Annotated in this window: 19 protein-coding genes and 1 pseudogene; 13 read left to right on the top strand and 7 right to left on the bottom strand. The window is 60.7% G+C overall.

Features of this window, described 5'->3' with window-relative positions; all coding sequences use genetic code 11:
* Positions 1-62: 62 nt before the first annotated feature.
* The 5 genes from OKW41_RS12715 to OKW41_RS12695 form a co-directional block, all read right to left on the bottom strand.
* Positions 63-1,394 carry an ABC transporter substrate-binding protein gene (locus OKW41_RS12715; protein WP_429443789.1) on the bottom strand — a complete coding sequence of 444 codons (1,332 nt, stop codon included), beginning with the start codon at positions 1,392-1,394 and terminating at the stop codon, positions 63-65.
* 114 nt (positions 1,395-1,508) lie between these two features.
* Entirely contained in the window at positions 1,509-2,528 is a 1,020-nt protein-coding gene (locus OKW41_RS12710; protein ID WP_429443788.1) for a LacI family DNA-binding transcriptional regulator, read from the bottom strand.
* Between the two features lie 1,176 nt (positions 2,529-3,704).
* On the bottom strand, positions 3,705-3,995 hold the full coding sequence (locus OKW41_RS12705) for a hypothetical protein (protein ID WP_429572708.1): 291 nt from the start codon (positions 3,993-3,995) through the stop codon (positions 3,705-3,707).
* A gap of 1,005 nt (positions 3,996-5,000) precedes the next feature.
* Positions 5,001-5,837: an MFS transporter gene (locus OKW41_RS12700; protein WP_429572707.1), complete on the bottom strand. Its 837-nt coding sequence runs from the start codon at positions 5,835-5,837 to the stop codon at positions 5,001-5,003.
* Complete coding sequence (locus OKW41_RS12695; protein WP_429572706.1) at positions 5,834-6,688, bottom strand: class I SAM-dependent methyltransferase; 855 nt, start codon at positions 6,686-6,688, stop codon at positions 5,834-5,836. Before OKW41_RS12695 ends, OKW41_RS12700 begins: the two co-directional genes overlap by 4 nt.
* 132 nt (positions 6,689-6,820) lie before the next feature.
* On the opposite strand from OKW41_RS12695, the pseudogene OKW41_RS12690 reads away from it, so the two are divergent.
* The 6 genes and pseudogenes from OKW41_RS12690 to OKW41_RS12665 form a co-directional block, all read left to right on the top strand.
* A pseudogene (locus OKW41_RS12690) lies at positions 6,821-7,732 on the top strand (LysR family transcriptional regulator); the annotation flags it as partial.
* Between the two features lie 175 nt (positions 7,733-7,907).
* Complete coding sequence (locus OKW41_RS12685) at positions 7,908-8,162, top strand: hypothetical protein (protein ID WP_429572705.1); 255 nt, start codon at positions 7,908-7,910, stop codon at positions 8,160-8,162.
* 42 nt (positions 8,163-8,204) lie between these two features.
* The gene (locus tag OKW41_RS12680; RefSeq protein ID WP_429572704.1) at positions 8,205-8,852 is read left to right on the top strand and encodes an NADPH-dependent F420 reductase; all 648 of its coding nucleotides are present in this window, start codon (positions 8,205-8,207) and stop codon (positions 8,850-8,852) included.
* Positions 8,853-8,861: 9 nt separating this feature from the next.
* Positions 8,862-9,272 carry an ester cyclase gene (locus OKW41_RS12675; protein WP_429565311.1) on the top strand — a complete coding sequence of 137 codons (411 nt, stop codon included), beginning with the start codon at positions 8,862-8,864 and terminating at the stop codon, positions 9,270-9,272.
* Positions 9,273-9,709: 437 nt separating this feature from the next.
* Positions 9,710-10,414 carry a hypothetical protein gene (locus OKW41_RS12670; protein ID WP_429443778.1) on the top strand — a complete coding sequence of 235 codons (705 nt, stop codon included), beginning with the start codon at positions 9,710-9,712 and terminating at the stop codon, positions 10,412-10,414.
* A gap of 1,245 nt (positions 10,415-11,659) precedes the next feature.
* The gene (locus tag OKW41_RS12665) at positions 11,660-13,864 is read left to right on the top strand and encodes an OsmC domain/YcaO domain-containing protein (protein WP_429572703.1); all 2,205 of its coding nucleotides are present in this window, start codon (positions 11,660-11,662) and stop codon (positions 13,862-13,864) included.
* A gap of 515 nt (positions 13,865-14,379) precedes the next feature.
* Here the strand turns inward: OKW41_RS12665 and OKW41_RS12660 are convergent.
* Together OKW41_RS12660 and OKW41_RS12655 are read right to left on the bottom strand one after the other, a co-directional pair.
* The gene (locus OKW41_RS12660) at positions 14,380-14,538 is read right to left on the bottom strand and encodes a hypothetical protein (RefSeq protein ID WP_429443775.1); all 159 of its coding nucleotides are present in this window, start codon (positions 14,536-14,538) and stop codon (positions 14,380-14,382) included.
* A 29-nt stretch (positions 14,539-14,567) separates the two neighbouring features.
* Positions 14,568-16,247 carry an ABC-F family ATP-binding cassette domain-containing protein gene (locus tag OKW41_RS12655; RefSeq protein ID WP_429572702.1) on the bottom strand — a complete coding sequence of 560 codons (1,680 nt, stop codon included), beginning with the start codon at positions 16,245-16,247 and terminating at the stop codon, positions 14,568-14,570.
* A 444-nt stretch (positions 16,248-16,691) separates the two neighbouring features.
* On the opposite strand from OKW41_RS12655, the gene OKW41_RS12650 reads away from it, so the two are divergent.
* From OKW41_RS12650 to OKW41_RS12620, 7 genes are all read left to right on the top strand, one after another.
* Positions 16,692-17,438, top strand: a complete 747-nt coding sequence (locus OKW41_RS12650; protein ID WP_429572701.1) for a GntR family transcriptional regulator — start codon at positions 16,692-16,694, stop codon at positions 17,436-17,438.
* A 167-nt stretch (positions 17,439-17,605) separates the two neighbouring features.
* The gene (locus OKW41_RS12645) at positions 17,606-19,174 is read left to right on the top strand and encodes a gamma-glutamyltransferase family protein (protein WP_429572700.1); all 1,569 of its coding nucleotides are present in this window, start codon (positions 17,606-17,608) and stop codon (positions 19,172-19,174) included.
* A 112-nt stretch (positions 19,175-19,286) separates the two neighbouring features.
* Positions 19,287-20,588, top strand: coding sequence for an oxalate/formate MFS antiporter (gene oxlT / locus OKW41_RS12640; protein ID WP_429572699.1), 1,302 nt, complete (start codon positions 19,287-19,289; stop codon positions 20,586-20,588).
* Between the two features lie 52 nt (positions 20,589-20,640).
* Positions 20,641-21,417 carry an ABC transporter ATP-binding protein gene (locus OKW41_RS12635; protein ID WP_184044181.1) on the top strand — a complete coding sequence of 259 codons (777 nt, stop codon included), beginning with the start codon at positions 20,641-20,643 and terminating at the stop codon, positions 21,415-21,417.
* Entirely contained in the window at positions 21,414-22,268 is an 855-nt protein-coding gene (locus OKW41_RS12630; protein WP_429443771.1) for an ABC transporter permease, read from the top strand. The genes OKW41_RS12635 and OKW41_RS12630 overlap by 4 nt, the downstream gene beginning before the upstream one ends.
* A 41-nt stretch (positions 22,269-22,309) precedes the next feature.
* Entirely contained in the window at positions 22,310-23,290 is a 981-nt protein-coding gene (locus OKW41_RS12625; RefSeq protein ID WP_429572698.1) for an ABC transporter substrate-binding protein, read from the top strand.
* Positions 23,291-23,310: 20 nt separating this feature from the next.
* The gene (locus OKW41_RS12620) at positions 23,311-24,663 is read left to right on the top strand and encodes an amidase (protein WP_429572697.1); all 1,353 of its coding nucleotides are present in this window, start codon (positions 23,311-23,313) and stop codon (positions 24,661-24,663) included.
* Positions 24,664-24,769: the final 106 nt, after the last annotated feature.

Raw genomic sequence — 24,769 nt, 5'->3', positions numbered from 1 at the left:
GGCTCCTTTAATCGGACCGGCGGCATCCGTGCAGGGGCCTCCGGTCCAGTCCTCGATACACGCTAATTCTTGCCTTCGGCCTTGAAGACCTTGTTCCAGTCTTTGACCAGCAGATCCAGCGCCTCCTTGGCCGTGCCCTTATCGGCCACCACATAATCATGCACGCGCTTTTGCATGTCGAGCAGCAGTTCTGCATAGGCGGGTTCAGCCCAGAAGTCTTTCACGATCGACATCGACTTCAGGAATGCCGGCGCAAAAGGTGCGCTCGTCGGAAAGTCGGGCGCATCCACCACCGACTTCGCCGCCGAATAGCCGCCCAGCTGCCACCATTTCTTCTGAACATCCGGCTGCGCGAACCATTTGATGTACTCGAGTGCGTCGTCCTTATGATCCGAATAAGAAACGACGGAAATGCCCTGTCCGCCAAGCTGCGTGTACTGCTTCGATTCACGCGGATTGACGAAGAAACCAATCTTGTCGCCGCCGACGTTCGGGTCTTTGTAGAGTCCTGGGAAGAATGCAAACCAGTTCATCTGCATCGCCACCTGGCCAGACTTGAAGGCGTCCAATCCTTCCTGCATGTACGCGTTGGTCATGCCGGGCGCCGTGCAGCACTTGTAAAGCGCCTTGTAATACTCCAGCCCCTTGACCGCGCCCGGCGAGTTGACGAAGCCATCCAGGTGATAGGGTTTCTTGGGGTCGTCATATTCGAAGCCGAAGTTGTAAAGCGCATTGGTCACCCCCATCGTGATGCCTTCAGAACCGCGCTCTGTAAAGATATAGGCACCGTATACGGTCTTGCCATCGATCTTGCGGCCCTGAAAGAACTCCGCAGTTTGCTTGAGTTCGTCCAACGTGGTTGGCGGTTCGAGTTCGCGTTTATATTTCTGCTTGAACTCGGCGCGTAACTCAGGACGCGCGAACCAGTCCTTGCGATATGTCCAGCCGACCGCATCCGCCATGGCGGGCAACGCCCAGTAGTTAGGCGTATTCTTTGGCCACTCCGCATAACCCACGACGGTCGCCGGCACGAAGTCGTTCATCGATATCTTGTTCTTTGCGAAGAAATCGTTGAGCTTGACGTAGTGCCCGTTAACCGCTGCGCCACCAATCCACTGGCTGTCGCCGATGATCAGGTCACATAGTTTGCCGTGCGAATTAAGTTCGTTGATAAAGCGATCGGCGTAACTTGTCCAGGGCACGAACTCGAACTTCATCTTGATGCCGGTTTTGCTCGTGAAATCCTTCGACAGTTCGACGAGAGCATTAGCCGGGTCCCATGCGGCCCAACATAACGTCAACTGCTTGCCCTGTGCTTGCGCGCCCGTTGCCATGCCGAGTCCCAACGATATGGTGGCCGCCCCTATTACCCTTGCTGACGTAAGACGTAACATTTGTCTTCTCCTTGTCTTTTTCGGGTCTCCAACCTGCTATGGAACAGCGCCCATGCGCCGGGTGCTGTGTTTCGGCTCCAGCGGACTCAGACTGCAATCCACGTGCCGCGAGCTTCAGGCATGCGCATTCTCACGAAGGTAAATCCTGGTTTCCGGCGTTGGGATGGCGAGCGCGCCACGCACGTCGTTAAGAAAATTGATGGCAACGAGGCCCGCCCAGTGAACGATGCCGCGCACATCCTGATCGAGGATCACGTCGATCGCACGCTCGGACAACTGCGCGCGAGTCTCCGCGGTGCATTCATGGCCGATCAGTACGAGGCGAGCTTTGTCGCCGGATTCCTGCAATGCCGTCGCGATGCCGGAGATGCCGCCACCGGTCGCATAAACGCCGACCAGATCCGGGTGACGCGCAAGGAGGCCTTGCACGGCGAGGCCTGCGCCGTCGTCGTCTTCGGCGAAGTCCGGTTCGGCAATCCAGCGCAGGTTGCGAAAGTCCTCTTCCAGCACCTGCGAAAAGCCGGTGCGGCGTTCCAGTTGATCGTGCAGGCGCGACGAGCCCGATAGAACCGCCACCGTACCGAGTCGTGCGCCGAGAAAACGGCCCATCAAAACTCCCGCGGTGCGTCCGGCAATCCGGTTATCGACCCCGACATACGCAGCGCGGCGACTTGCAGGCAAATCGGAGAACACTGTGACAACGGGCACGCCCGCATCGCTCGTATCTTCAATGAGGCGTTCGACCGCGGGGTAGTCGAGCGGCACAAGAACAAGTGCGTCGTAGTCGATCGCCTGCTCGGCGAAAGCAATAGTGTCGCGATGTGTGGAGAAATCGCAGCGGTAGAACGACGGAATGATGCGGTGCTCGCGAAAGAAGCTCGCGGATAGTGCGATATCGCGCTCGACGTGGTCGAGGAAGCGCGAATTGACCTGAGGTAGAACGAAGGCCACGCGATACGTGTTGATCTTGGCAGGGCGACCGCGACTGGCGCGGTTGTCGCGCAGGGCCGCCAGCGCGAGATGGACGCGCTCTGCCGTTTCCGGACGCACAGCCAGGTCGTCGCGCAGCACACGATCGACCGTGGCCACGCTAACGCCCGCACGACGCGCAATCATCATACGTGTAGCCGGCATGTGTCTCCTCCGGTGCCGAGCCAGAAGCTGTTTTATTCAATCAAGGTAGTTTTTCCCGCGGGAAATGCAAGTTTTTTTGCGACGTTAAACGCATCATTTTTGACAGCATGAATGAATCGCGTTTGAGCGTGCGCGCCTGAATGCATGAATTGCCTAAATCAGAGGATGGTGCGTTGCACGAAAGATGTACTGGGACAACCGCCTTGCATCGAATACGGGGAACACTGTGCGGGACGCGATTGGTGCCTTATTTGGAGTTGTGGCCATTTCGTGCGCCGTGCACGTGAGCTTCGTAGCGGGCAAGTCGGTGACCGCGATCAAAGCGATGTCGCGTGATCGCTCGCATTCGGCGCAGCGCGTGGATCGCTAAAGACGTGCCGCGATGCGGATATCGATGGAGGGTCGTCGTCACCATTGACGCGTAGCCGAGAATCCGCACCCATCAGTCGCTGGTTGTCAGGCACCGGCACGGTCCAACAGATAGCCAAACTCATCCATGTATTTGCTGGGCCGACGGGCCGCTGATCCCTCGTGAACGGACGTGCGTGAACCGAGTGAGAACGGCCGTAAGTGGCCGAACCCGGTCCGATAGCTGAATTGAGAATCGCTTGCCGGCCCGCAGCGGATGATCGTCGCAAGTCGACCCACTGCCGCCGTTGGAACCTGCGCCACCTCAACGGCAGCTTACTGGATACCAGCGGTCATAGATGCCTATGTGCTGGCCCGGCAAGTGCTATCGCCGTTACTCCTATTGCGCGCGTCGCGAACGTCGGCGGGTCACGGCCCCCGTGACCGTCCCGCAGAGATGGGGCGCGCCCATAACCGGGGTTTGCCAGCGCGCCTTGCGCGCATGCTGCATGAGGTGCAGGGTGTTGGCGCCCTGCACGGATAGAAGTTCGTTCGGGCACTGGCTCGAACGCTCGTCACACCCCGACCTCGGACCACCATGGCACAGCCATGTCACGTCAAGGCTTCACGCACTCAACAACCTACAGGCGCCACCATGAGATCCAAGCCCTTCATGTGATCAAAACGGCTTGACAAACAAGTCCCCATAGAAGCCGACGTTCGAACGGTCCAACGTCATCGCCGACTCGTAGCCGGCGAGACAGACTGCGAGCGGCTGCGATCCCGCGCGAAAGGCAGGGAAAGCCGCAGCCGTTTTATTGCGGTCAATTATTTCTTTTTTGATGAACTTGTGCTGTTGATGAACGTGTTGCACTGCTTATGAATCGAATTGATTTCAGCCTTTGTGTGCGGATTCAGCAAAACAGCCTTTAAATCGGATTCCGTTCTTCCGCCGTTAAACAAGTCGATTTGGTAACCCGCCTCTACTGCATCGCCAACATCAACATCACCCCCGTCCGCTTTCGTAAAGACTATGGTCTTCATCACTCCGTCGGTCTGGTTCGTCTTGCTCGGGCACAGCGCTTGAGAAAACTGCCCGCCATTCAGCTCCGCTAACATGGTGTACCGAGTACGCCCATTTGGCGCGAGCGTATCGCGGTCGCAACCACAAAAAGTCCCCGCCGAATCAAAAAAAGCATATTCGAGCGTCAGAGTTAATGGCGTGGGATTGAGGAGGAAACGAACTCGGTATTATCAGTCACTACTGGCGGTACTTTAGACTCCGTAAACGTATCAGCCAGCTTCCAATGCCCAACCAGGTAAGGGCCGGAGTCTGCAGCTGTTGCCGATCCTCCGGACACGAAAGTCACCAACAGTCCAACCACGAGTAACAGCCTGCGCATTTTCGCCTCCGTGCCTCCAAGGACCACGACTAGACTCTCCGTCGATACGACGACGAGAGCGCCAGAGTTTATTGAAACGATTGCTGATCATTTTAATAAGTCGCGCCAATTTGCCCCGACGCCGGTTACGCCCGGGAATCCGCCCAAAAACCGCTCGGCTTTCGCGAGAATTCGCTTGGAATCTGTTGTCGGTATCGTAGGCGGCCACGAGACGCTTTTCAAGCTTAGGCACCCCGAGTGTCTCAAAAGAACGCAAGAGTTTGTCCCGAGGCCGACGACTCGCCAGATAGGTTCGCAGCGTGAGAGTCCGCTGTCAGGGAGGAAAGCCGACGCTCGAATGTCCGCCTGAAAGCGCTAGCCAACGGCCGCAGTTGGCCGGACCCGGACGGTCGACCTGTGTTGCTGCGGTTGCGCCGCAGCATCGCCGCCAACTTCCGTAGCCGACCCACTGCTGCCGGCCGGGTCGAGGGTGCTTGAACGGCAGTTCGCAATTGCAGCGGCCATTCGTCGGGTCGCGTCGGACGACGAGTGATCGGTAAAGGCGACTTCTCACGCTGACTGCAGGCTGAGTTTGTCTGTTGCAGCCTCTTCCTCCAGAAGGTGCATGAACGGGACAAACTAGAGTAAGGGCTCAATCGCGTCTACAGGCCGACCTTGATCGTGCGGAATGGAGTGCCTTTCGCAGACGGGGCAGGATCCTCGATAAGGAGCAGGAACGAGATCAGCCGGCGGATCGTCGGAACAGTTGGCGCAGCGACAGCGCGTGCAGCAGGATCGAGCTTGGCACAACGAATGCCGGGGTCAACACATCCGGATAAGCGCCGGCACCGATGCTTGGCACATTCGGAACGATTAGCCGGAACGGACCCGGCGAAGTGATCAGCCCCATAGTGACTGCAATGGCGAAATCCGCGAGGCCGAAGATGTTCCAGATGATTGCCGCTTTCCGACCCTCGGCCGTGCCGGTCGCGACGGCGATTGCCGCCGGTACTGCGAACACGCCGGTCAGCACATCGCCGATTCCCGCCGGCAAAGCGAACACACTGGGCATCTCCCCACGCAGCGAGGCAGCGAGCGCCCAACTGCCGAATACGCGATAGAGCTGAATGGCAACGAGCCAGGTTACCGGCATCGCATCGAGCACCTGACCCGTCCGCCTCGACAACAGCAACAGTGGCGCACCGATCAGCACCGGTAGAAAGATCGCCAACGGCAGCAACGGCACCGGTGACGGCGACGTGCCGGTGCGGAAGACGCCATTGATGGCCGCGCTCCAGGCGACAGCGAACCAAAGTGTGTATGGAATCGTGACCGCAAGCCAGGTCGTGCGGCGTTGGCCCGGCGTCAGGTCGGTGCTTTCGAGGCCGAGCCATAAACCGACCGCGATAACTGCATGGGCCGTCAGCTGGTGTGCGGTGGTTGGAACGCCGCTAGCCGGGATTATCGGCAGCCAGTAGATCAAGCCAGTCCACAGGACCGTCAGCGGTGCGATCCAAAACAGGCCGCGCCAAGCGGGACGCGGCGGGACGGTACTAACAGGAACAGGGGCGGTGATCATGAGCGGTTCTCCATGTGATTCCGTGTCTTCGTGGAGGCGGCCTCGAATACCGCAGTGAGAATGCCGAGTCGGCCTTCCATGAGATTGCGTCCCAAGTTGGTGAAAAGTTGCGCGAAGTCTGGCCCCAGCACCACGCTGAGATTTGGCGAGGGCGGCGGCCCGGACGCACGCCGTTGGATGATCCAGGCCTTTGCGGCCTCGGTGTCGTCCTGCCATGCCAGCGTGCGGAAACCTGCTTTCTCGATTGCTTCGTGTGTTGCATCGGCCGTCAGGAGAAAGCTTGTGGCCGGGGTTCGCGCCCACGGAACCGGATAGTGCAGTTTGCTGCCGTTTGCGACGACGTCGAACGTCGCAAATTTGCCGCCCGGCTTCAGGACACGCCGGATCTCTCGGTAAAGCCGCGCGCGATCGGCGATGTTCATCGCCACATGCTGCAGCAACACGACATCAAAACGGCTGTCTTCGAAGGGAAGTTCCAGCGCGCTGGCGGTACGAAACGACACCTGTTCGCTCTGCCCAGTGCGCTGGGTGAGATAGCGCGCGGCATCCACGAACGGTTCACTGAGGTCAATACCCGTAACCCGGCAGCCACGGGTTGAAGCCAGAACACGGGCCGGCCCGCCGATGCCCGAACCGACGTCTAGCACCGACGTGTCGGCAGTGATCCCGGCCAATTGGGCAAGCTCGGCGGTGGCAGCGAGCCCACGGGTGTGAAACTGGTCGAGGGCGTCCAGTTGCTGCGGTGTGAGCAGCTGATCCTCCCGTCCAAGGACTGCGAGTGCGGCTTTCAGCCGCTCGGTCAGGCCGGTCGCGCGATAGTGATCGCGCACGCCATCAAGCGCATCGTTCATTGCGAGGTTCCTCCACGGTCTCCAGCGGATTGTTCCGGGCTCGCGCGTCGGAATCTGCGCGACGCCTCATCCGCAGGCGTAGGTGTACCATGGCTTCTCGCGAGCGACTATTCATCACAATGTTGACGGGCTATGAAGCAGAACTTCACAGTCAGGCAGGGCGTGCTCGATGGCGTAGAGGCGTTCCTCAGCGTTGCCCGGCATCGCAGTTTTCGCAGGGCAGCCGCCGAACTCGGCGTGACGCCGTCGGCCGTCAGCCAGGCTGAGCGCGTACTTGAAGCGCGCATTGGCGTAGCGCTGTTCATACGCACCACGCGCAGTGTGGGTCTGACAGAAGCGGGCGAACGGTTTCGTTCGCGTGCAAAGCCTGTCTTCGAAGAGCTTGTCGCCGCCAGTGAGGTTGCGCGCGGACTCGGCCAGCGGCCCGCCGGACTGTTGCGTCTTTCAGTGCCGCGCGCGGCGGTGCCGATTCTACTGGAACCCCTGATTGCATCGTTCTGCAAGGCTTATCCCGAGGTCGAAGTGGAGATCGACGCAAGCGAGAAGCTGATCGATCTCGCAGCGGAAGGATTCGACGCCGGCATGCGGCTAGGTCAGTTCGTCGCCGCCGACATGGTCGCGATACCGCTGACACCTCCGTTTCGTTTCGTCATCATCGGCAGTCCTGCCTACTTCTCAGACCGCAGCCGTCCCGAACGCATCGACGATCTGCGCGAACATGCATGTTTGCGATGGCGGCGCTCCAACGGTGCGCTCGCGCCGTGGTCATTCAACGACAACGGCCGCGCGATCGAGTTCGCTGTGTCGGGCCCGCTCATCGCCCATGATTTTCCTACCATGGTGGGTGCGGCAATCGAACGTGTAGGCCTTGCCCAGCTACCTGAACCGATGGCCGCCGAACGGCTGAGAGCGGGAAAACTGGTGCAAGTGCTGGAGCCGTTCGCGCCGGTGATACCGGGTGTGTTTCTCTACTATCCAAGCCGTCGGCAGATCATGCCGAAGCTGCGTGCGTTCATCGATCACGTAAAGAACTACTCCGCGGGCCGTGGCAAAGCGCGGGCGCATCATGACTCTGGAAATGCAGGTACTGAAGCCCGACATGAGCGGCTTGCTCGTCGCGACAACCACCTCGGGCGCCGAAGAGATCGCCAGGCTCGCGCCATGGGCGACGGTGGTCAAGGCCATCCCGCCTTTTGCGGAGCTGATGCATTCGCCCGGCATGCTGATAGGTGGCAACCGCGCGGGCGTGTTCGTGTGCGGCGATGACAGCGATGCGCGGGCCGTGGTCGCAACACTGGTCGGCGACATCGACGCCGAGCCGGTCGATGCGGGACCGCTCGCCCTTGCGCGCTACGCGGAACCGGCGGCCATGCTGCTGGTGCAACTGGCTTACGCACACGGGTTTGGCACCAGGATCGGGCTGTCGTTACTCCACGAGAAAGCGGCGAGCGTGCCGCATGACACGCGTGCCTGAGTATTGACGTAGGGCTCGCTATGACCAACCGAGGAGGATGAGATGAACGTAGGCGTATTGGGATCAGGTGATGTCGGCCGAGCACTGGGCGCCGGCTTCGTCAAGCATGGCCACGACACGATGCTGGGCACCCGAGATCCGCACAAGAAGGAGATACAGGACTGGGTCCGCAATACAACCGGAGCCAGGGTCGGGACGTTCGACGAAGCCGCTCGGTTTGGCGAGATCGTCGTGCTAGCCGTGCTCGGCCGCATCGCTGAGAGCGTGATCGAGCTTGCGGGGCCGGAGAATCTCGCCGGCAAGACCGTCATCGATGCAACCAACCCGCTCGCCGACGAGTCGCCGGTCAACGGGGTCCTGAAATATACGACGGGACCGAACGAGTCGCTCGGCGAGAGGATTCAGGCGAAGGTTCACCTCGCCCACGTGGTCAAGGCTTTCAACAGCGTCGGCAACGCGCTCATGGTGAATCCCCATTTTTCTCAAGGCACGCCGACCATGTTTTTGTGCGGCAACAGCGACGATGCGAAGGCCCGGGTTGGCGCAATCGCCCGGCAGTTCGGATGGGAGCCCTACGACTGCGGAAGCATCGTATCGGCACGCGCGATCGAGCCGCTATGCATGCTGTGGTGCCTGCCGGGATTCCTCAGGAACGACTGGCAGCATGCGTTCAAGATGTTGACGAACTAAGGAGAAGCGATGGAGCCGCTTCAAGTACCGCTGAAGGGTGATCCCGGTCTGACGCTGGAAGAGATGAAGCGATTCGTGGCCGATCACTTCGAAGACTTCGTCAACCGGAAGAAACCGGAAGTCGCATCGGCGAACTTCAGCGCGGATTTCCTCGACCACGACGAACCGTCGGGTCCTCAGGTCGGCCCCGAAGCCGCGATGGCCATGATGAAGGCGGCTTATCAAAAGTGGCCGGACTTGCACGTCACGATCGAAGACATGATTTCCGAAGGTGACAAGGTGATGGTCAGAAACACGTGGCGCGCCACCGACGTTATCTCCGGGAAAAAGATCGAGTTTCACGGCTTTGTCCTGTGGCGGTTTGCGAACCGGAAAATTGTCGAACGATGGGCCACGTTGACGACACCGTGTGAAGCTTGATTCGAGAACGGAGGACCACGAGCATGAGCGCCCGTTACATCCGCATCGGTGACCAGGGTGTCGGGGCGAGTTCGATCCGGGCGCGGACTGCATACAGGGTCAGCCCGCGCGTAGACGGCAGGCGTCTCCGCTCTACTCAGAACCATAACGTTGAGGAGGCTGTTTTCTGAACACGTGATCGACCGGAATCCGTTGGAAGTGCCCCCTCAGCGTTTCCGGAAGCGGCGGCCCCGTCACGGTGCCGGTCGGCCTCGGCCTCCAATCCGCGACCGCGGGCCGACAAACTGTAGGTCCCCCGCCGCTGCGAACGGCAGATGGTCGGTGGTGAACGGACACTCACGAACCGGGCGCGAACGGCCGGTTGTGGCCGAAGTGGTCGCTTGGAATCGTTACAATGGTCCAGATTCATCCCACCTTAACAGCATCGAGTGCGAGACATGCTGACTTCCTTTTTCTGGAGTGGCGACATCATCCGCAGTCGACGCGTCAGTGACATTGTGCTATCAGGCTCGGTTGACGTGCCCGTGCCCCCTGCGCGCCTGCTCGCAGATTGGGAAAGAGAGACATCGTCGCGCCTGGTCCTGGAGCCCGGGGACGTCGAGGCAATGCCTTTGGCGCGAGCGCAGGCGCGCTGGCCGGACTACACGCGCTGTGTGCAGGCAGTGTCCGATTGGACGTGCGCGCTTGGACTGCCTAAGGTGCTCGCCTCCAGTGACGTAGCCCTCATGGCCTGCCGCGGCGCGAAGTACCACCATGACGGTGCGCAATATGGCGGTGCGGCCTTTTGCAATCTCTTCCTGAGCGAGGACAGGGGTCTGGACTTGCATTTTCCCTCTACGGGCCATCGCATTCCCCTAACCCGGGGAACGGCTGTGATATTCGATACTGGTCAGCCTCATGGCGTCATTCAACGCAGCAGCAGCGGTTTTAACGTGGCCGACTTCGCGCCGGACCAGGATTGCATCCAAATATTTCTGACCTGGGAGCTTCCCATCGAAGATGCCCATGTTGGGTACGCCCTCAAGGTTGCCTTCGACATCGCGCCTTCAACCTCGTTGCAACTGGACGCAGAGGAAGTCTGGCTGAACGGCGCACGGGCCATTGTGTGCCCAGATTCTGGTCGTTGGTGCCAGGTTGACTAATCGTCTGCGTGACACCGCGGTGTTGCCATGACAGGCTTCAGCGCGATAGTCGCGTGCAGCGTGCGCCGTTTGCGCTAGGGTCAACGATTTCAGGCTTCGCTATCAGACCCGTCACGCAGCGGCACAAAGCCGCAAAGTCAGGCTCCATCTTAAAAGCTTGGCACAATGACCGCTGTTGGCAGCCTGGCGCCTATGCTTGATCGGCGGCGCACGACCCAGATGGAATGGACACCGCCCTCCCTTCGGGGACGTGGGCATGATTGAGGGCCTCGGCACACGCTACCGTTCCTGACTTGGTGGTGAGGCAATTTTGCGCCCGTACAAGTCTTCGCCAATCAATCTGTTCGCTTCTCTCAGCAGATTTTCAAGAGCGTCATACTCGGGACCGACGTCCATCTTCCGTGCCGCAAGGTCCATGCAATTTGACCTTAGCTGCGTGGTCAAATCGCGTAGCGCAGCAATCACTTCGTCGTCACACGCAGACTCTTCCAACGCCTTGCGGCCGATCAAATATGCCTCGCGATACGCCGCAGCACGAACCATCTCTCATACGCGCTGTGAGTTTAAGCTCATGGGTAATCTGTCCTCTGTCGGTTCAAGTCAGCAATTTTCAGCAATTTCGACGGCGACGTCGACCGACCGCACATGGCCGACTCTTGCCGAACTGCCATCCGGCAGAGCGCGACCCACAGCAGTCGACCGGATTTCTCCAAAGCAGCCGTTCGAACCGGGACCAACGATCTGGATCGGTCCCGATCCGCGGGTCCTGCTGTGACTGCTAGCGAATCCGAGCGTTGCATATCATCGCCGCAAGGTGTTGCTGTTAACCGTTTCTGCTAATAGTTCACCGTTTGTGGAGAGAACGGGTGTCCCGTGCGAGGTAAGGCCAGGAGGCCAGATTGACAATTCTGTCACCCCTGGCGTTGCAGTTAGGAATGAGCGACAGGATGTCCATTGATTTTGGTAGCGTTCGGCGTGTCCTCGAATTTGGCTAGTGCGGCTGTCGAGGCGCCTCCACCACTGTTCGCATTGATGGCGGTGAGAGTGTTATCGTGCTGCGCTTTGTCAGTCGTTCCGGGCAGTGAGTTCGTGCTCCGGGGGCAAAGCGACGCTAGCGGAAAAAACGGACAGCGTCAGCGCTTCAATGGACACCGCTAGCAACATTCGCGATCTGCAACAGCAACTGCACTTGGTGACGGATAATAGCGGCTACATCATTTTGAGCACAATTTTTGGAATTTCCCCATGGAAATTAAAGTCAATTTTCTCGATAAGCTGCGTCTTGAAGCCAAGTTCGATGACTTCACGGTAGTGGCCGACCAGCCTATCCGTTATAAGGGCGATGGCTCGGCGCCTGGTCCGTTCGATTATTTTCTGGCCTCATCGGCTTTGTGTGCAGCTTACTTTGTGAAGTTGTACTGCGTAAATCGCAATATTCCTACCGAAAATATTCGCCTGTCGCAGAATAATATCGTTGATCCGGAAAACCGGTACCAACAGATTTTCAAGATTCAGGTTGAGTTGCCGTCGGATATCTCGGAAGTGGACCGCCGAGGTATTTTGCGCTTCATCGACCGTTGTACGGTGAAAAAAGTGGTGCAAGCCGGGCCCGAGTTTGTGATTGAAGAGGTAGAAAACCTGGATGCCGATGCTCAGTCGTTGCTGACGTTGAAGTCGGCTTCTGATGCCAGCACCTATATTGCGGGCAAGGATTTGCCGTTGGAGCAAACCATCGCCAATATGTCGGGCGTTCTGGCGGGCTTGGGCATGAAGATAGAGATCGCTTCGTGGCGCAATATCGTTCCAAATGTGTGGTCGCTTCATATTCGCGATGCGCACTCGCCGATGTGTTTTACCAATGGCAAGGGAGCGACCAAAGAAAGCGCGTTGGCGTCAGCGTTGGGAGAGTTTATCGAGCGACTGAATTGCAACCATTTCTATGGCGGTGCATTTTGGGGCGAAGACATCGCCAATGCGGAGTTTGTGCATTACCCGAATGAGCGCTGGTTCAAGCCTGGCCCTAAGGATTTGCTGCCGGCTGAAATTCTGGATGAGTACTGCCTCGAAATTTATAATCCCGATGGCGAGTTGTATGGCTCGCGTCTATACGACACCAACTCCGGCAATGTGGAGCGCGGCATCTGTTCGCTGCCGTTTGTGCGGCAGTCGGACGGCGAAGTGGTGTATTTTCCGTCCAACCTGATCGAGAACCTGTTCGTCAGCAATGGCATGAGTGCCGGTAATACGCTGGCCGAAGCACAGGTGCAATGTCTGTCCGAAATTTTCGAACGGGCGGTAAAGCGCGAAATTCTGGAAGGCGAAATCGCTTTGCCTGATGTGCCGCACGAAGTGCTGGCGAAATACCCTGGCATTCTGGCCGGAATTCATGGATTGGAAGAGCAGGGCTTTCCGGTGCTGGTAAAGGATGCGTCGCTGGGCGGGACCTACCCGGTGATGTGCGTCACCTTGATGAACCCGCGCACAGGCGGTGTCTTTGCCTCGTTCGGCGCGCACCCAAGCTTCGAGGTGGCGCTGGAACGGAGTCTGACGGAATTACTGCAGGGGCGTAGTTTTGAAGGCCTGAACGATTTACCTCAGCCCACCTTTGTCAGTAACGCCGTGACTGAACCAAACAATTTTGTTGAGCACTTCATTGATTCCAGCGGTGTGGTGTCGTGGCGCTTTTTCAGCGCCAAAGCGAATTACGAGTTTGTTGAGTGGGATTTTTCGGGCCAGGGTGAAAACTCCAATGCCGAGGAAGCAGCAACCTTGTTCGGCATTCTCGAAGACATGGGCAAGGAGGTGTACACGGCGGTGTATGACCAACTGGGTGCCGTAGCCTGTCGGATTTTGGTGCCCGATTATTCGGAAGTTTACCCGGTAGAGGATTTGATCTGGGATAACACAAACAAGGCGCTATTGTTCCGCGCGGATATTTTGAACTTGCATCGACTGGACAATGCCTCCCTGGCAGCACTGCTTAAGCGGTTGGAGAACAGTGAGCTGGACGAGCACTCCGATATTGCCACTTTGATCGGCATCGAATTTGACGAGAATACGGACTGGGGGCAGCTAACAGTTCTCGAGTTGAAACTGTTGATTCATCTCGCCTTGAAGCAATTTGAGGAAGGGCAGGAGCTGGTCGGAGCTTTTCTGCAGTACAACGACAACACGGTCGAGCGCGGATTGTTTTACCAGGCCTTGAATGTGGTCCTGGAGGTGATGCTCGATGACGACCTTGAACTGGACGACTACGTGGTCAACTTCCGTCGAATGTTTGGCAACGCCCGCATGGACGCGGTACTTGGGACAGTGGACGGCAGCGTGCGCTTCTTTGGGCTAACGCCAACGAGTATGAAGCTGGAGGGTCTCGACAGGCACCACCGCCTGATCGACAGCTACAAAAAATTGCATAAGGCGCGGGCCAATGCGGCGGCTACTGCGAAGTAGGGTTGTGAGTCATGGCTGGACGCGATGATACCGCTCATCCTCCGCTCAAAAAACACCCGTTCGATACCTGCGCGACCATCTGTGCCGGCGTGCATCAATGTTGATGCCGCCGACGTTGATGGCCAGATACAAAGGCAGATCGAGGGCCTTCTTAGTCCCCCGTTTTTAACGGCGCTCAGAAGTAGAGCTTTCCGCTTCGGGCAACGATGTAATGTCGCTATTTCGGGCGGGCAGTATGACCGACCATAGTCCGCTATCTCACCCGCCCCGCTGATGAGATGTTGGGCGCCGCCCACCTTGTCACGACCGGAGCGGATATGTTTGTAGTCGCTATTTCTGCCGTTCAGGTTCACACGTTCTAAATCTTGCGCCGAGTCCACTGATGTTCGGTGGATCGGAACCTGTGCATGTTGGATCGTTTCGTAGAACCCATACGACGATTCGCGCGAACGCGTCGCCGATGTTCGCCGTGCCGAGGCGTGTACGTGCCCTCCCAAGGTGTCCCTGACGGGTGGTCACCTGATATGCAGAGCGCCGGCCGGGTTGATCGGCGGATCGTCCACGATCCGTGGCGCGGCATCGACTGGCTGCTTGTGGCCGATATCTTGCATTGGAGCGCGCTTGTCCGCACGAATGCTGAAGACGTTGGCGAACGTCCGCGCGTCGCCCGCCATGCAACGCCCGCCGCCCGCCTGGAGGTAACTCAGGCGATGACCTTCTGCTCCGCGGCAGCCTGCTCGCGCATGCGACGGGCTTCGTCGCGCAGGAACTGCTGGTAGTCGTCCAGATCGCCGTCGAAGGGCTCGACGCCACCCTTGGTGACGAGCCAGAACTCGTCACATACCGCGCGCAGCAGGGACCGGTCGTGACTGACCAGCAACACTGTGCCTTCGAATTCGTTGAGTGCCATGCCTAGCGCTTCGCGTGTGGCCAGGTCGAGGTGGTTGGTAGGCTCGTCGAGCAGCAACAGGTTGGGGCGCTGCCACACGATCATGCACAACACGAGCCGCGCCTTTTCGCCGCCGCTCATCGTGCCGACCGCCTGATGGACCATGTCACCACTGAAGTTGAAGGTGCCGAGGAAGGTGCGAAGCGATTGTTCGGTGCCACTCTGGCCGGGGGCACGCAGGTGCGCCGGCGTGTCCCTGGCAAGGCGGATCATGTGTTCCAACGGTGTGTCGAGAGGACGCAGCACGTCCAGCTCCTGCTGTGCAAAGTAGCCGATGTTCAGGCCTTTGCCTTCGCTGATTTCGCCGGCAATCGGCGCCAGTGCGTGCGCCACCGTCTTCACCAGCGTGGACTTGCCTTGGCCGTTGGCACCGAGAATGCCGATCCGCTGCCCGGCCAGCACCGAACGGTTGATGCCCCGCACGATGACCGTGGGCGGCGTGCCCGGCAGTGCGCCGGCCGGCGCGGGGTAGCCGAAGCTCGTGTCCAGCATCGACAACAGCGGGTTCGGGACGTTGAGGGGCTCCTTGAACTCGAAGGTGAACTCCGCGTCTGCAAGCACGGGTGCGATCTTCTCCATGCGTTCGAGCGCCTTGACCCGGCTCTGCGCCTGTTTCGCCTTCGAGGCCTTCGCCTTGAAACGGTCGATGAACTTCTGGAGGTGGGCGATCTTGTCCGCCTGTCTGGCCATCGCGGCCTGCTGCAACAGCAGTTGCTCGGCGCGCATCTCTTCGAACTTGCTGTAGTTGCCGCCATAACGCACGAGCTTGGCGTTGTCGACGTGCACCGTCACCTGCGTCACCGCGTCGAGGAATTCGCGATCGTGGCTGATCACTACCAGGGTTCCTTGATAGCGCTTGAGCCACGCTTCCAGCCAGACCAGCGCGTCGAGGTCGAGGTGATTGGTCGGTTCGTCGAGCAACAGCAGGTCCGACGGGCACATGAGCGCGCGCGCCAGCTGCAGTCGCATGCGCCAGCCGCCGGAGAAACTGTTGACCGGCTGGCCAAGCTGTGCAGCACTGAAGCCAAGGCCCTGGATCAGCGCCTGGGCACGTGCGGGGGCATCGTGTGCCCCGGCGTCGTGCAGGGCCATGTAGGCGTGCGCCATGCGCATGCCATCGTCGCTGGCCTCAGCGGCGGCTACTTCGGCCTGCGCGGCCAGCAGTATGGTGTCACCCTCGATGACGAAGTCGGTCGCACTCTGCTCGGTCTCCGGCATCTCCTGCGCGACCTGGCCCATCTTCCATGCAGCGGGAATCGAGAACTCGCCGCCGTCTTCGTGCAGCGTGCCGTTGAGAAGGCCGAAGAAGGATGACTTGCCGGCGCCATTGCGGCCGACAAGGCCAATCTTTTCGCCGGGGGTGAAGGTGACGGACGCGCTATCGAGTACGACATTGACGCCGCGGCGCAGCGTGACATTACGGACGGAAATCATAAGGAGCTACTTCGGAGAGGATAGGCATGATAGCCGACCGGACGTACAAGGCGGTCTCTTTTCTGGCCGAACGAGTGAAGAGCCGCTTGCGCTTTGCGGCACCCACCGGCAACAAAGCGAGGTAGGCCATGGTGCACCGGGCGTTCCAGCTACGGAGCCAGCGAACTTAAGCGATGAGCATCATCAGCTTGCAGGAGCATTTCTCGCTAGCCAGAAGCGCGCCTGGCGCGCCCCGGAGTGCGGAGTACTCCATGCGCCCTCAGCTTTTCAGCATCCGTATTACCCAGCTTCTCGACATACGGCACCTGTCCGATTTAAGTTTGTTACTGACGCCACAATGGCGGCGTCCGCCCGAGCCGCCGGCAGATTAAATTTCTGTTGACGGATGTTTTGAGGCTATCCGATAGTCACTGCCGAAAAGACCCGTCAATTCCAGGCTCATGCGTGAAAGACACAACCCAATCTCCCTCATCGCGCGCTGACCATGTTTATTTCAGCGTGCGCGACGATATCTTCGACATGCGCCTGCTGCCCGGCGATCGTATGACCGAAGGCAGTATCGCGGATCGCTTCGGCGTTTCCCGCACACCGGCGCGCGAGGCGCTGCAGCGCCTCCAAAGCGACGGGTTGATGCGCGGCTATGTGCGCGGCGGCTGGGAAGTCGTGCCGATCGATTTCAAGCGCTTCGAAGATCTATACGAAATGCGCAAGCTGATCGAGACGTTTTCGGTCAGCCGGTTCTTTGGGGTCGACGGCGCCTTATCCGCGACCGCCTTGCAGATGCTCGACCGGCTCGACCGCATCTGGAACGTTCCTCACGCACAGCGCGTTCGCGATGGCCGCGAAATGGTGGCACTCGACGAAGCCTTTCACGAGGCGTTGGTCGTCGCCGCCGGCAACGCCGAGTTGAGCGCGGCCATGCAGCGCGTGACCGACCGCATCCGCGTGGTGCGGCGGCTCGATCTCGTCTATGGCGACTGCATCGATGACACTTACGACGAACACATTGCAATTCTCGCGGCCGTCCGCAATCTTGCGGCGGACAGTGCAGTCGAGTTGCTGGGACGGCACATAGAAGGGAGCCGGGCGGAGGTGCGCACGCTGACGACCGAGCGCCTGCAACGCGCCCGCACCGCATTGGAGCCTCACAGCGCTCCCTATGCACCACCAAGGTTGCGCGGCACCATCTAGCAACATACGTTGGAGCGGCTCGAGCTTTTAAGCACCTTCTGCAGCCAGCCTCTGCGGGAACCCTGGCTGATGGCACGGTTTTCGCATAGGCATGGGTATGTATACAAGCTACCCCTATTGCTCCCATGGCATCCAAATTCCTGAATCCGGGCCGCGGAACCCGTGGCATGGCGGTTGCGCCTCACGGGCTCGCCGCGCAGAGCGCTCTTGCGATCCTGCGTGAAGGCGGCAATGCCGTCGAAGCGATGATTTCCGCCGCCGCGACCATCGCGGTCATCTATCCGCACATGAACAGCATGGGCGGGGACGGCTTCTGGCTGATCTCCCGTCCCGGCGCCGAGCCGGTCGGCATCGAAGCATGTGGCGCGGCGGCGCTGGCCGCAACAATCGACGAATACCGCGCGCGCGGATTATCGGCGATTCCCGTGCGCGGCCCGCTTGCAGCCAATACCGTGGCCGGCACGGTGTCGGGCTGGCAGCGCGCGCAGCGCTGGTCGGCTGAAACGCTCGGGGGCAGGCTGCCGGTCAAACGCCTGCTGGAAGACGCGATCCATTACGCGAAGCACGGCGTGCCGGTCACATGCAGCCAGGCGCAGTGTGTGGAGAGCCGCCTTGCCGAATTGCGCCCGATCGCGGGTTTCACCGAAACCTTTCTACACGGCGGTTCCGCGCCCGTTACCGGCGAGCGCTTCGTCGCACCGCGTCTTGCCGCTACGCTCGAACGTCTGGCCGACGCGGGCTTCGACGACTTCTATCGGGGCGACCTCGCACGCAGCATTGCCAGCGATCTGCAGTCGGCGGGCTCCCTGCTGAGCCTTGCGGATCTCGAACGGCACGAGGCGCGCCTGCGAACGCCACTCGCGCTCAAGCACTCACTGGGCACGATCTATAACATGCCCCCGCCGACCCAGGGGCTGGTGTCGCTGCTGATTCTGGGCATCCTCGATCGGGTGCTGACGAAGGACATGGACCCGCTTGGTCCCGAGTTCGTGCATGCGTGCGTCGAAGCGACCAAGCTGGCGTTCGCCGTGCGCGACGCCGAGATTACCGACCCGGATTACATGCGCGTCGATCCGCGTGAGTTGCTGCAGCCGGCCGCGCTTGACGCGATGGCCGCGCAAGTCTCGATCACGGAGGCCGCGCCGTGGGGCGCCGGTCGCGGGCCGGGCGATACGGTGTGGCTTGGCGTGACAGACAGCAACGGTGTCGCGGTGAGCTTCATCCAGAGCATCTATCACGAGTTCGGCAGCGGCATCGTGCTGGCGGGGTCGGGCATCAACTGGCAGAACCGCGGCTGCAGTTTTTCGCTCGACGAGCGCGCACGCAATCCGCTGATGCCGCTGCGCCGGCCTTTTCATACGCTGAACCCGGCGCTCGCACGTTTTGCCGACGGCCGTACGATGGTCTACGGCAACATGGGCGGCGACGGCCAGCCGCAATCGCAGAGCGCGGTTTTCTCACGCATCGCGAAATTCGGCTGGAATCCGCAAGCCGCGATCGATGCGCCGCGTTGGCTGCTGGGCCGGACCTGGGGCCAGTCGACCGACACGCTCAAGCTCGAAGCGCGCTTCGCGCCCGGCACAGTGGCCCGGCTCGAAGCGCTCGGCCACCAGGTCGAGACGATGCAGGCCTACGACGAGGCAATGGGACACGCCGGCGCAATCGTTCGGTATCCAGATGGATTGATTGAAGCGGGCTACGATCCGCGCAGTGACGGGGCAGCCGCGGGCTGGTAGACGCACACGCGCGCTTTTTTTCAATCAGATTGCAGGTCCGGCCTTTGAGGCCCGGAGGACGCTGCACGTCTGCCGGGCGCCGGCAGGCATTTGCTCAGTAAATGGAGTTACGATGACCACACCCACACGCTTGCAATCCATAGCGTCGGCGGACCTCCGCAGCACGTCGACCACCGTGACAGACAACCGTTGGCTTCAGCTGGGGCTGGGTCTCGTCTGCATGATGGCGATCTCAAGTCCGCAATATGTATGGACGCTGATGACCAAACCGCTCGCCGCGAAACTCGGCGTAGCGCTACCTGAACTGCAAGTCACGTTCTCGCTGCTGATCATATTGCAGACGTTTTTCTCGGCGTTTCAGGGCAAGCTGATCGACCGCTTCGGACCGCGCATGCCGATCTCGATCGGCACCGCGATGGCGGGCCTGAGCTGGATTCTGGCCTCGCAGGTGCATAGCGCGCCGATGCTCTATCTGACCTACGGTGTGATCGGCGGGCTGGGCACGGGCATTGTGTATGTCGGCGTGGTGGGGCTGATGGTGCGCTGGTTCCCGACCAGGCGCGGCTTCGCGGCGGGCGCGGTGGCTGCCGGCTATGGCATGGGCGCGATCGTCACGACGTTCCCGATCGCCACGTCGCTGCAGACACGCGGCATCGAAGCCACGCTGTGGATGTTCGGCATTGCGTTCGCAGTGGTCGGTCTGCTGGCTTCGCAGGGTTTGCGCGTGCCGCCTTCGCACGACGATGCCGCCGGTTCCGCGGGTTCCATTTCCGCGCCGACGGTCGCGAGTTTTCGCCCGTCGCAGACACTGAAGACGCCGCTCTTCTGGCTGATGTTCGCGATGATGACCATGATGTCCACGTCGGGTCTGATGGTCACCTCGCAGATGGCCACCTTCGCCGCCGACTTCGGCGTGACCAAGGTGCTCGTGTTCGGCATGGCTGCGCTACCGCTGGCGTTGACAATCGACCGATTCACGAACGGACTCACGCGGCCGCTGTTCGGCTGGGTGTCGGACAAGGTGGGGCGCGAGAACACAATGTTCTTCGCGTTCGCGCTCGAAGGCGTAGCAATGGCGCTGTGGCTGCTCACGCGCGATAACGCCGTGCTATTCGTGCTGCTGTCGGGCGTGGTGTTCTTCGGCTGGGGCGAAATCTTCTCATTGTTCCCGGCGACGCTGACGGACACCTTCGGCACGCGTCACGCCACCGAGAACTACGGCTGGCTCTACATCTCGCAAGGGATCGGTTCGATCTTCGGCGGTCCGCTCGCGGCATTGCTGCATCAGCACGCGGGCAGTTGGGAGCCGGTGTTCTCCACCGCGATCACGCTCGACATCGCCACCGCACTGCTGGCCATTGCCGTGCTTAAGCCGATGCGCCGCCGCTTTCTCGCCGCACAGCGGGGCGTTTGACTCCGCCCGCCGTCTGCCGCAATGCACACCGAACCGTCGTCGAGGAACAAACATGCCCGTTCAGCTTGCCTTACGCAATATCCGCAAATCGTTTTCGAACAAACTCGGCTCGGTCGACGTCCTCGGCGGTCTGACCTTCGATATTCACGAACGCGATTTCGTCAGCATCATCGGGCCTTCGGGCTGCGGGAAAACGACCGTGTTCAACGTGATCGCCGGCCTGCTCGAGGCGGATAGCGGCGATATCGTCTATCGCGGGCAAAGCGTCGACGGCTTACGCGGCAAGGTCGGCTACATGATGCAGCGCGACCTGCTGCTGCCGTGGCGTACCGTGCTGCAAAACGTGCTGATCGGACCGGAACTGTCGAATATGCCGGCCGCTCAGGCACACGACATGGCGATGGAATACCTCAACACGTATGGCCTCGCGGGCTTCGAACATGCCTATCCCCGCATGCTGTCGGGCGGCATGCGTCAGCGCGTCGCGCTCATCCGCACGCTGATCAACGATCCCGACATCATCTTGCTGGACGAGCCGTTCTCGGCGCTCGACTACCAGACCCGCCTGTACCTGGAAGGCGTGTTGATGGAAGCTGTCGAAACGTTCCATAAGACAGTGGTGCTCGTCACACACGACATCGACGAAGCGGTCGCGTTGTCCAGGCGCGTGGTCGTGCTCGGCGGCCGGCCTTCGCAGGTGAAGAAGATCTATGACATCGACATCGCCGCGCGCTCACCGATCGGTGCGCGCAGCGACCCCAACTTCGCGGGTTACTTTCATGCATTGTGCGGCGAGCTCGATATTCAGACGGAGGTAAAGGCAGCATGACGCAGTCCGTTTCCATCGATAAATCGGCACCGGCACGGCGTGCACCGAAGGCTCGCGTGCGGTACGCACTTGACAGCGGCTGGGGCCGCTCGCTGCTGCAACTGGCGGCCGTGATTGCGTTCTTCGCCATCTGGGAAGGGGCGGCGCGCTTGGGCTGGGTATCGAATTTCCTAGTCGGCTCGCCGTCGAAAATCCTCGCGGCGCTCGTGCGCGACATGCAATCGCATCAGCTTTTTATCGACACCGGCTATACGCTTTTCGAAGCCATTCTCGGTTTCGTGTTCGGCACGGCGGTCGGATCGGTGTGCGGGCTCGCGCTGTGGTATTCGCCGTTCGTCGCGCGGCTGATCGAGCCATTCATCGTCGCGATCAACAGTGTGCCGAAGATCGCTTTCGCACCGATCGTGATTTTGTGGTTCGGCACCGGGTTGATCTCGAAGGTCGCGCTGGCCATTTCGCTGACCGCGATCGTCGCGCTGATCGCCGCGTATGAAGCGGCCAAAGACGCCGATCCCGATTTGCAGGCGCTGCTTGTCACGCTCGGCGCGAACAAAAACGATGTCTTCATGAAAGTGGTGGTGCCGTTCACCCTCCCTTATGTGATCTCCACCTTTCGCATCAACGTCGGCTTCGGTCTGGTTGGCGCGGTGGTGGGCGAATTCATCTCGTCAGAGAAGGGCCTCGGGCACATGATCTTCACAGCGTCGAGCCTGTATGACCTCAACACCGTGTGGGCGGGCCTGTTCGTACTGATGGCGATCGGCTTCGTTCTGTACTTTTTGATCGACCTGCTCGAGCGCAAGCTGCTGCCGTGGCGGCAGGCGTCGAATACCACCACGCTCAAGGTTTAACCCATTTCCGGCAGTCCAACCACTTCATCTCAGGACAGACGATGGCACTAACCGCAAGAAAAGCGCTGACCGCGCTGAGCATCGCTTTAACAGTGAGCGTTGCAGCTGTTTCGACGCCGGCGCTTGCCGCAGGCAAGAAAGTGACTATTTCGCAGGCGTTCCAGTCGATGCTGTATTTGCCGCTCTATGTAGCGATCGACGGTGGCTTCTTCGAGAAGCAGGGACTCGACGTTAGCAAGCAGACGGCGGGTAGCCCGAGCGCGGCGCTCTCCGCCGTGCTGTCGGGCAGCGCCGATTTCTCGCTGCACGGGCCGGAGTGGACGGCCGTGGCCGCCGAGAAGGGCGCGGATGTCGACGTGATCGCCAACGTCGTGAACGGTGCGGCGGTGTGGATCGCGGTTGCGCCGGACGTGAAGTTCAGCGGCATCAAGGATGTGAAGGATCAGGTTGTCGTGTCGGGACAGATGCCGACTACGAGCACGTCGCTGTTCTTCAAGCTGTTGAAGGAGAACGGCATGTCCGAGAGTGACATCAAGCTGATTCAGGTGCCGCTCGGCTCGGAGATCGGACCGCTGGTCGCCGGTCAGTCGAAGATCGCGGTGATGTATGAGCCGGGTCTCGATCAGGCCGTCGCGAAGGGCATGAAAGTCGTGCTCGGCTTTCCGAAGCTCTATGGCGAATACGCGTTCTCGTCGATCTCCGCCAAACGCAGCGTCGATCCTGATGCGGCCGCGAGGTTCGTGAAGGGGCTGCAAAACGCGCTGGTTTTCATGCAGGGCCATCCTGCGGAAACCGCGGCGATCGCTCGCAAGGAATTCCCGACGCTCGATCCCGTGGTGGTCGATGCAGCCGTCAAGCGCATGCTGGACGAAGGCGTGTATCCGAAGAACGTCGGCATCACGCCGAAAGCGCTGACCGTCGCGATGGACACGCAGATCGCCCTCGGCAACCTGAAGCAGCAACCCAGCTACGATAGGTTCATCGTTCAGAGTTACATTCAGCCGGCGCTTGCCGCGAAATGACACCGTTTGCCGACGCTTCCATGACTATGTTCCCTGCTTCTTCCACCGTCGCCCCGATTCCCACTATCGCCCGGATTCGCGCCGAGGTCGCCTCGGGCAATGCAGACGTCGCGCAGTACGTCGTGCGCGCCTACGATGCCGCGTGCGAATCGCAGGCGTCATTGCATGCGTTCTGCTATTTGCCGGAGATCGCGCCGGTCAATGCCGTCGATGCGACTGCGCCGTTGGCGGGCGTGCCTGTCGCGGTGAAGGACGTTCTGGATACCGCCGGCATGCCGACCGAATTCAACTCACCCGCCTACAAGGGCCGACGCCCTGAGCACGATGCGTGGGTGGTGGCGCGTCTGCGTGCGGCGGGCGCGTCGATTATCGGCAAGACCGTGACCACCGAATTCGCCTGGCGTCAGCCGGGCGCGACCGTCAACCCGTGGAATGGCGGGTTCACACCGGGTGGTTCGTCGAGTGGCTCCGCGGCGGCGGTGGCGGCGGGCATCGTGCCGCTCGCACTCGGCACGCAGACACAGGGCTCGGTGATCCGGCCTGCGGCGTACTGCGGCATCGTCGGGTTCAAGCCGACTTATGGCGCGATCGCGCGCACGGGCGTGTTGCCGCTGGCGTGGTCGCTCGATCACGTCGGCATGTTCGCGACGCGCGTCGCCGATGTAGCTTACACACTCGCGCTCGTCACTGGGGCCGATGCAGCCGATCCGCACGTCTCGCACGTTCCGCACACTGCCGCGACGACGCGCGGCACTGGGACGCGGCGCATCGGCGTGCTGTCGAAACAGGTCGGCGGCGAAGTCGAGCCGGCGCAGCAGGCCGCGCTGGACAGGCTCGCGGCCCAGCTCGCGCGAGACGGTGCCGAGATAGTCTCAGTCGATCTGCCTGTCGAGATCTTCGAAACGCCCGCGCATGCGTTGAAACTGATGTCCGTGGAAGCGGCCATCACGCACGGCGAACTTGTCGATCGCACGCCCGAGCTCGTGAGCCAAGCAATGCGCGGTCTCGTCGACGAGGGACGCAAGCTGTCCGTCACCGCCTACGCCAGGATCAAGGCGGCGCAGATGCCGATGGCGCATCGCTTTCACGACTGGCTGACGCGCACGATGGCGCTCGATGCGCTGCTGGTCGCGCCGGCCACGGGCGAGCCGCCGCGCGGACTCGACTATACGGGCGACGCATCGTTCTGCGCACCGTGGACGTTCCTCGGTGTACCGGCCGTGACCGTTCCGGTGGGATTCGGGCCGGCGGGCTTGCCGCTTGGCGCACAACTGGTGGGCGCCGCTCACGGCGACCTGGATTTGCTGATGTTGGCGGAGTGGGTGGAAGCGCGCACTGGCTGGCAAGCCACGGCGGCTCAGCAGCACGGCTGAGGGCGAAGGCAAGGCCGGGGCAATCGAAAACCGCATAACGCCGAGGGGCCGGTGAGCTGGCCTTTCCCATCGGCCGGTGTTGATGTTCGTAAATTCCGCTAGCCGT

Origin of the sequence: Paraburkholderia sp. UCT70 (genome assembly GCF_050434085.1) — a bacterium.
Classification (GTDB): Bacteria; Pseudomonadota; Gammaproteobacteria; order Burkholderiales; family Burkholderiaceae; genus Paraburkholderia; species Paraburkholderia tuberum.
This window is presented reverse-complemented; position numbering and strand designations above follow the sequence as displayed.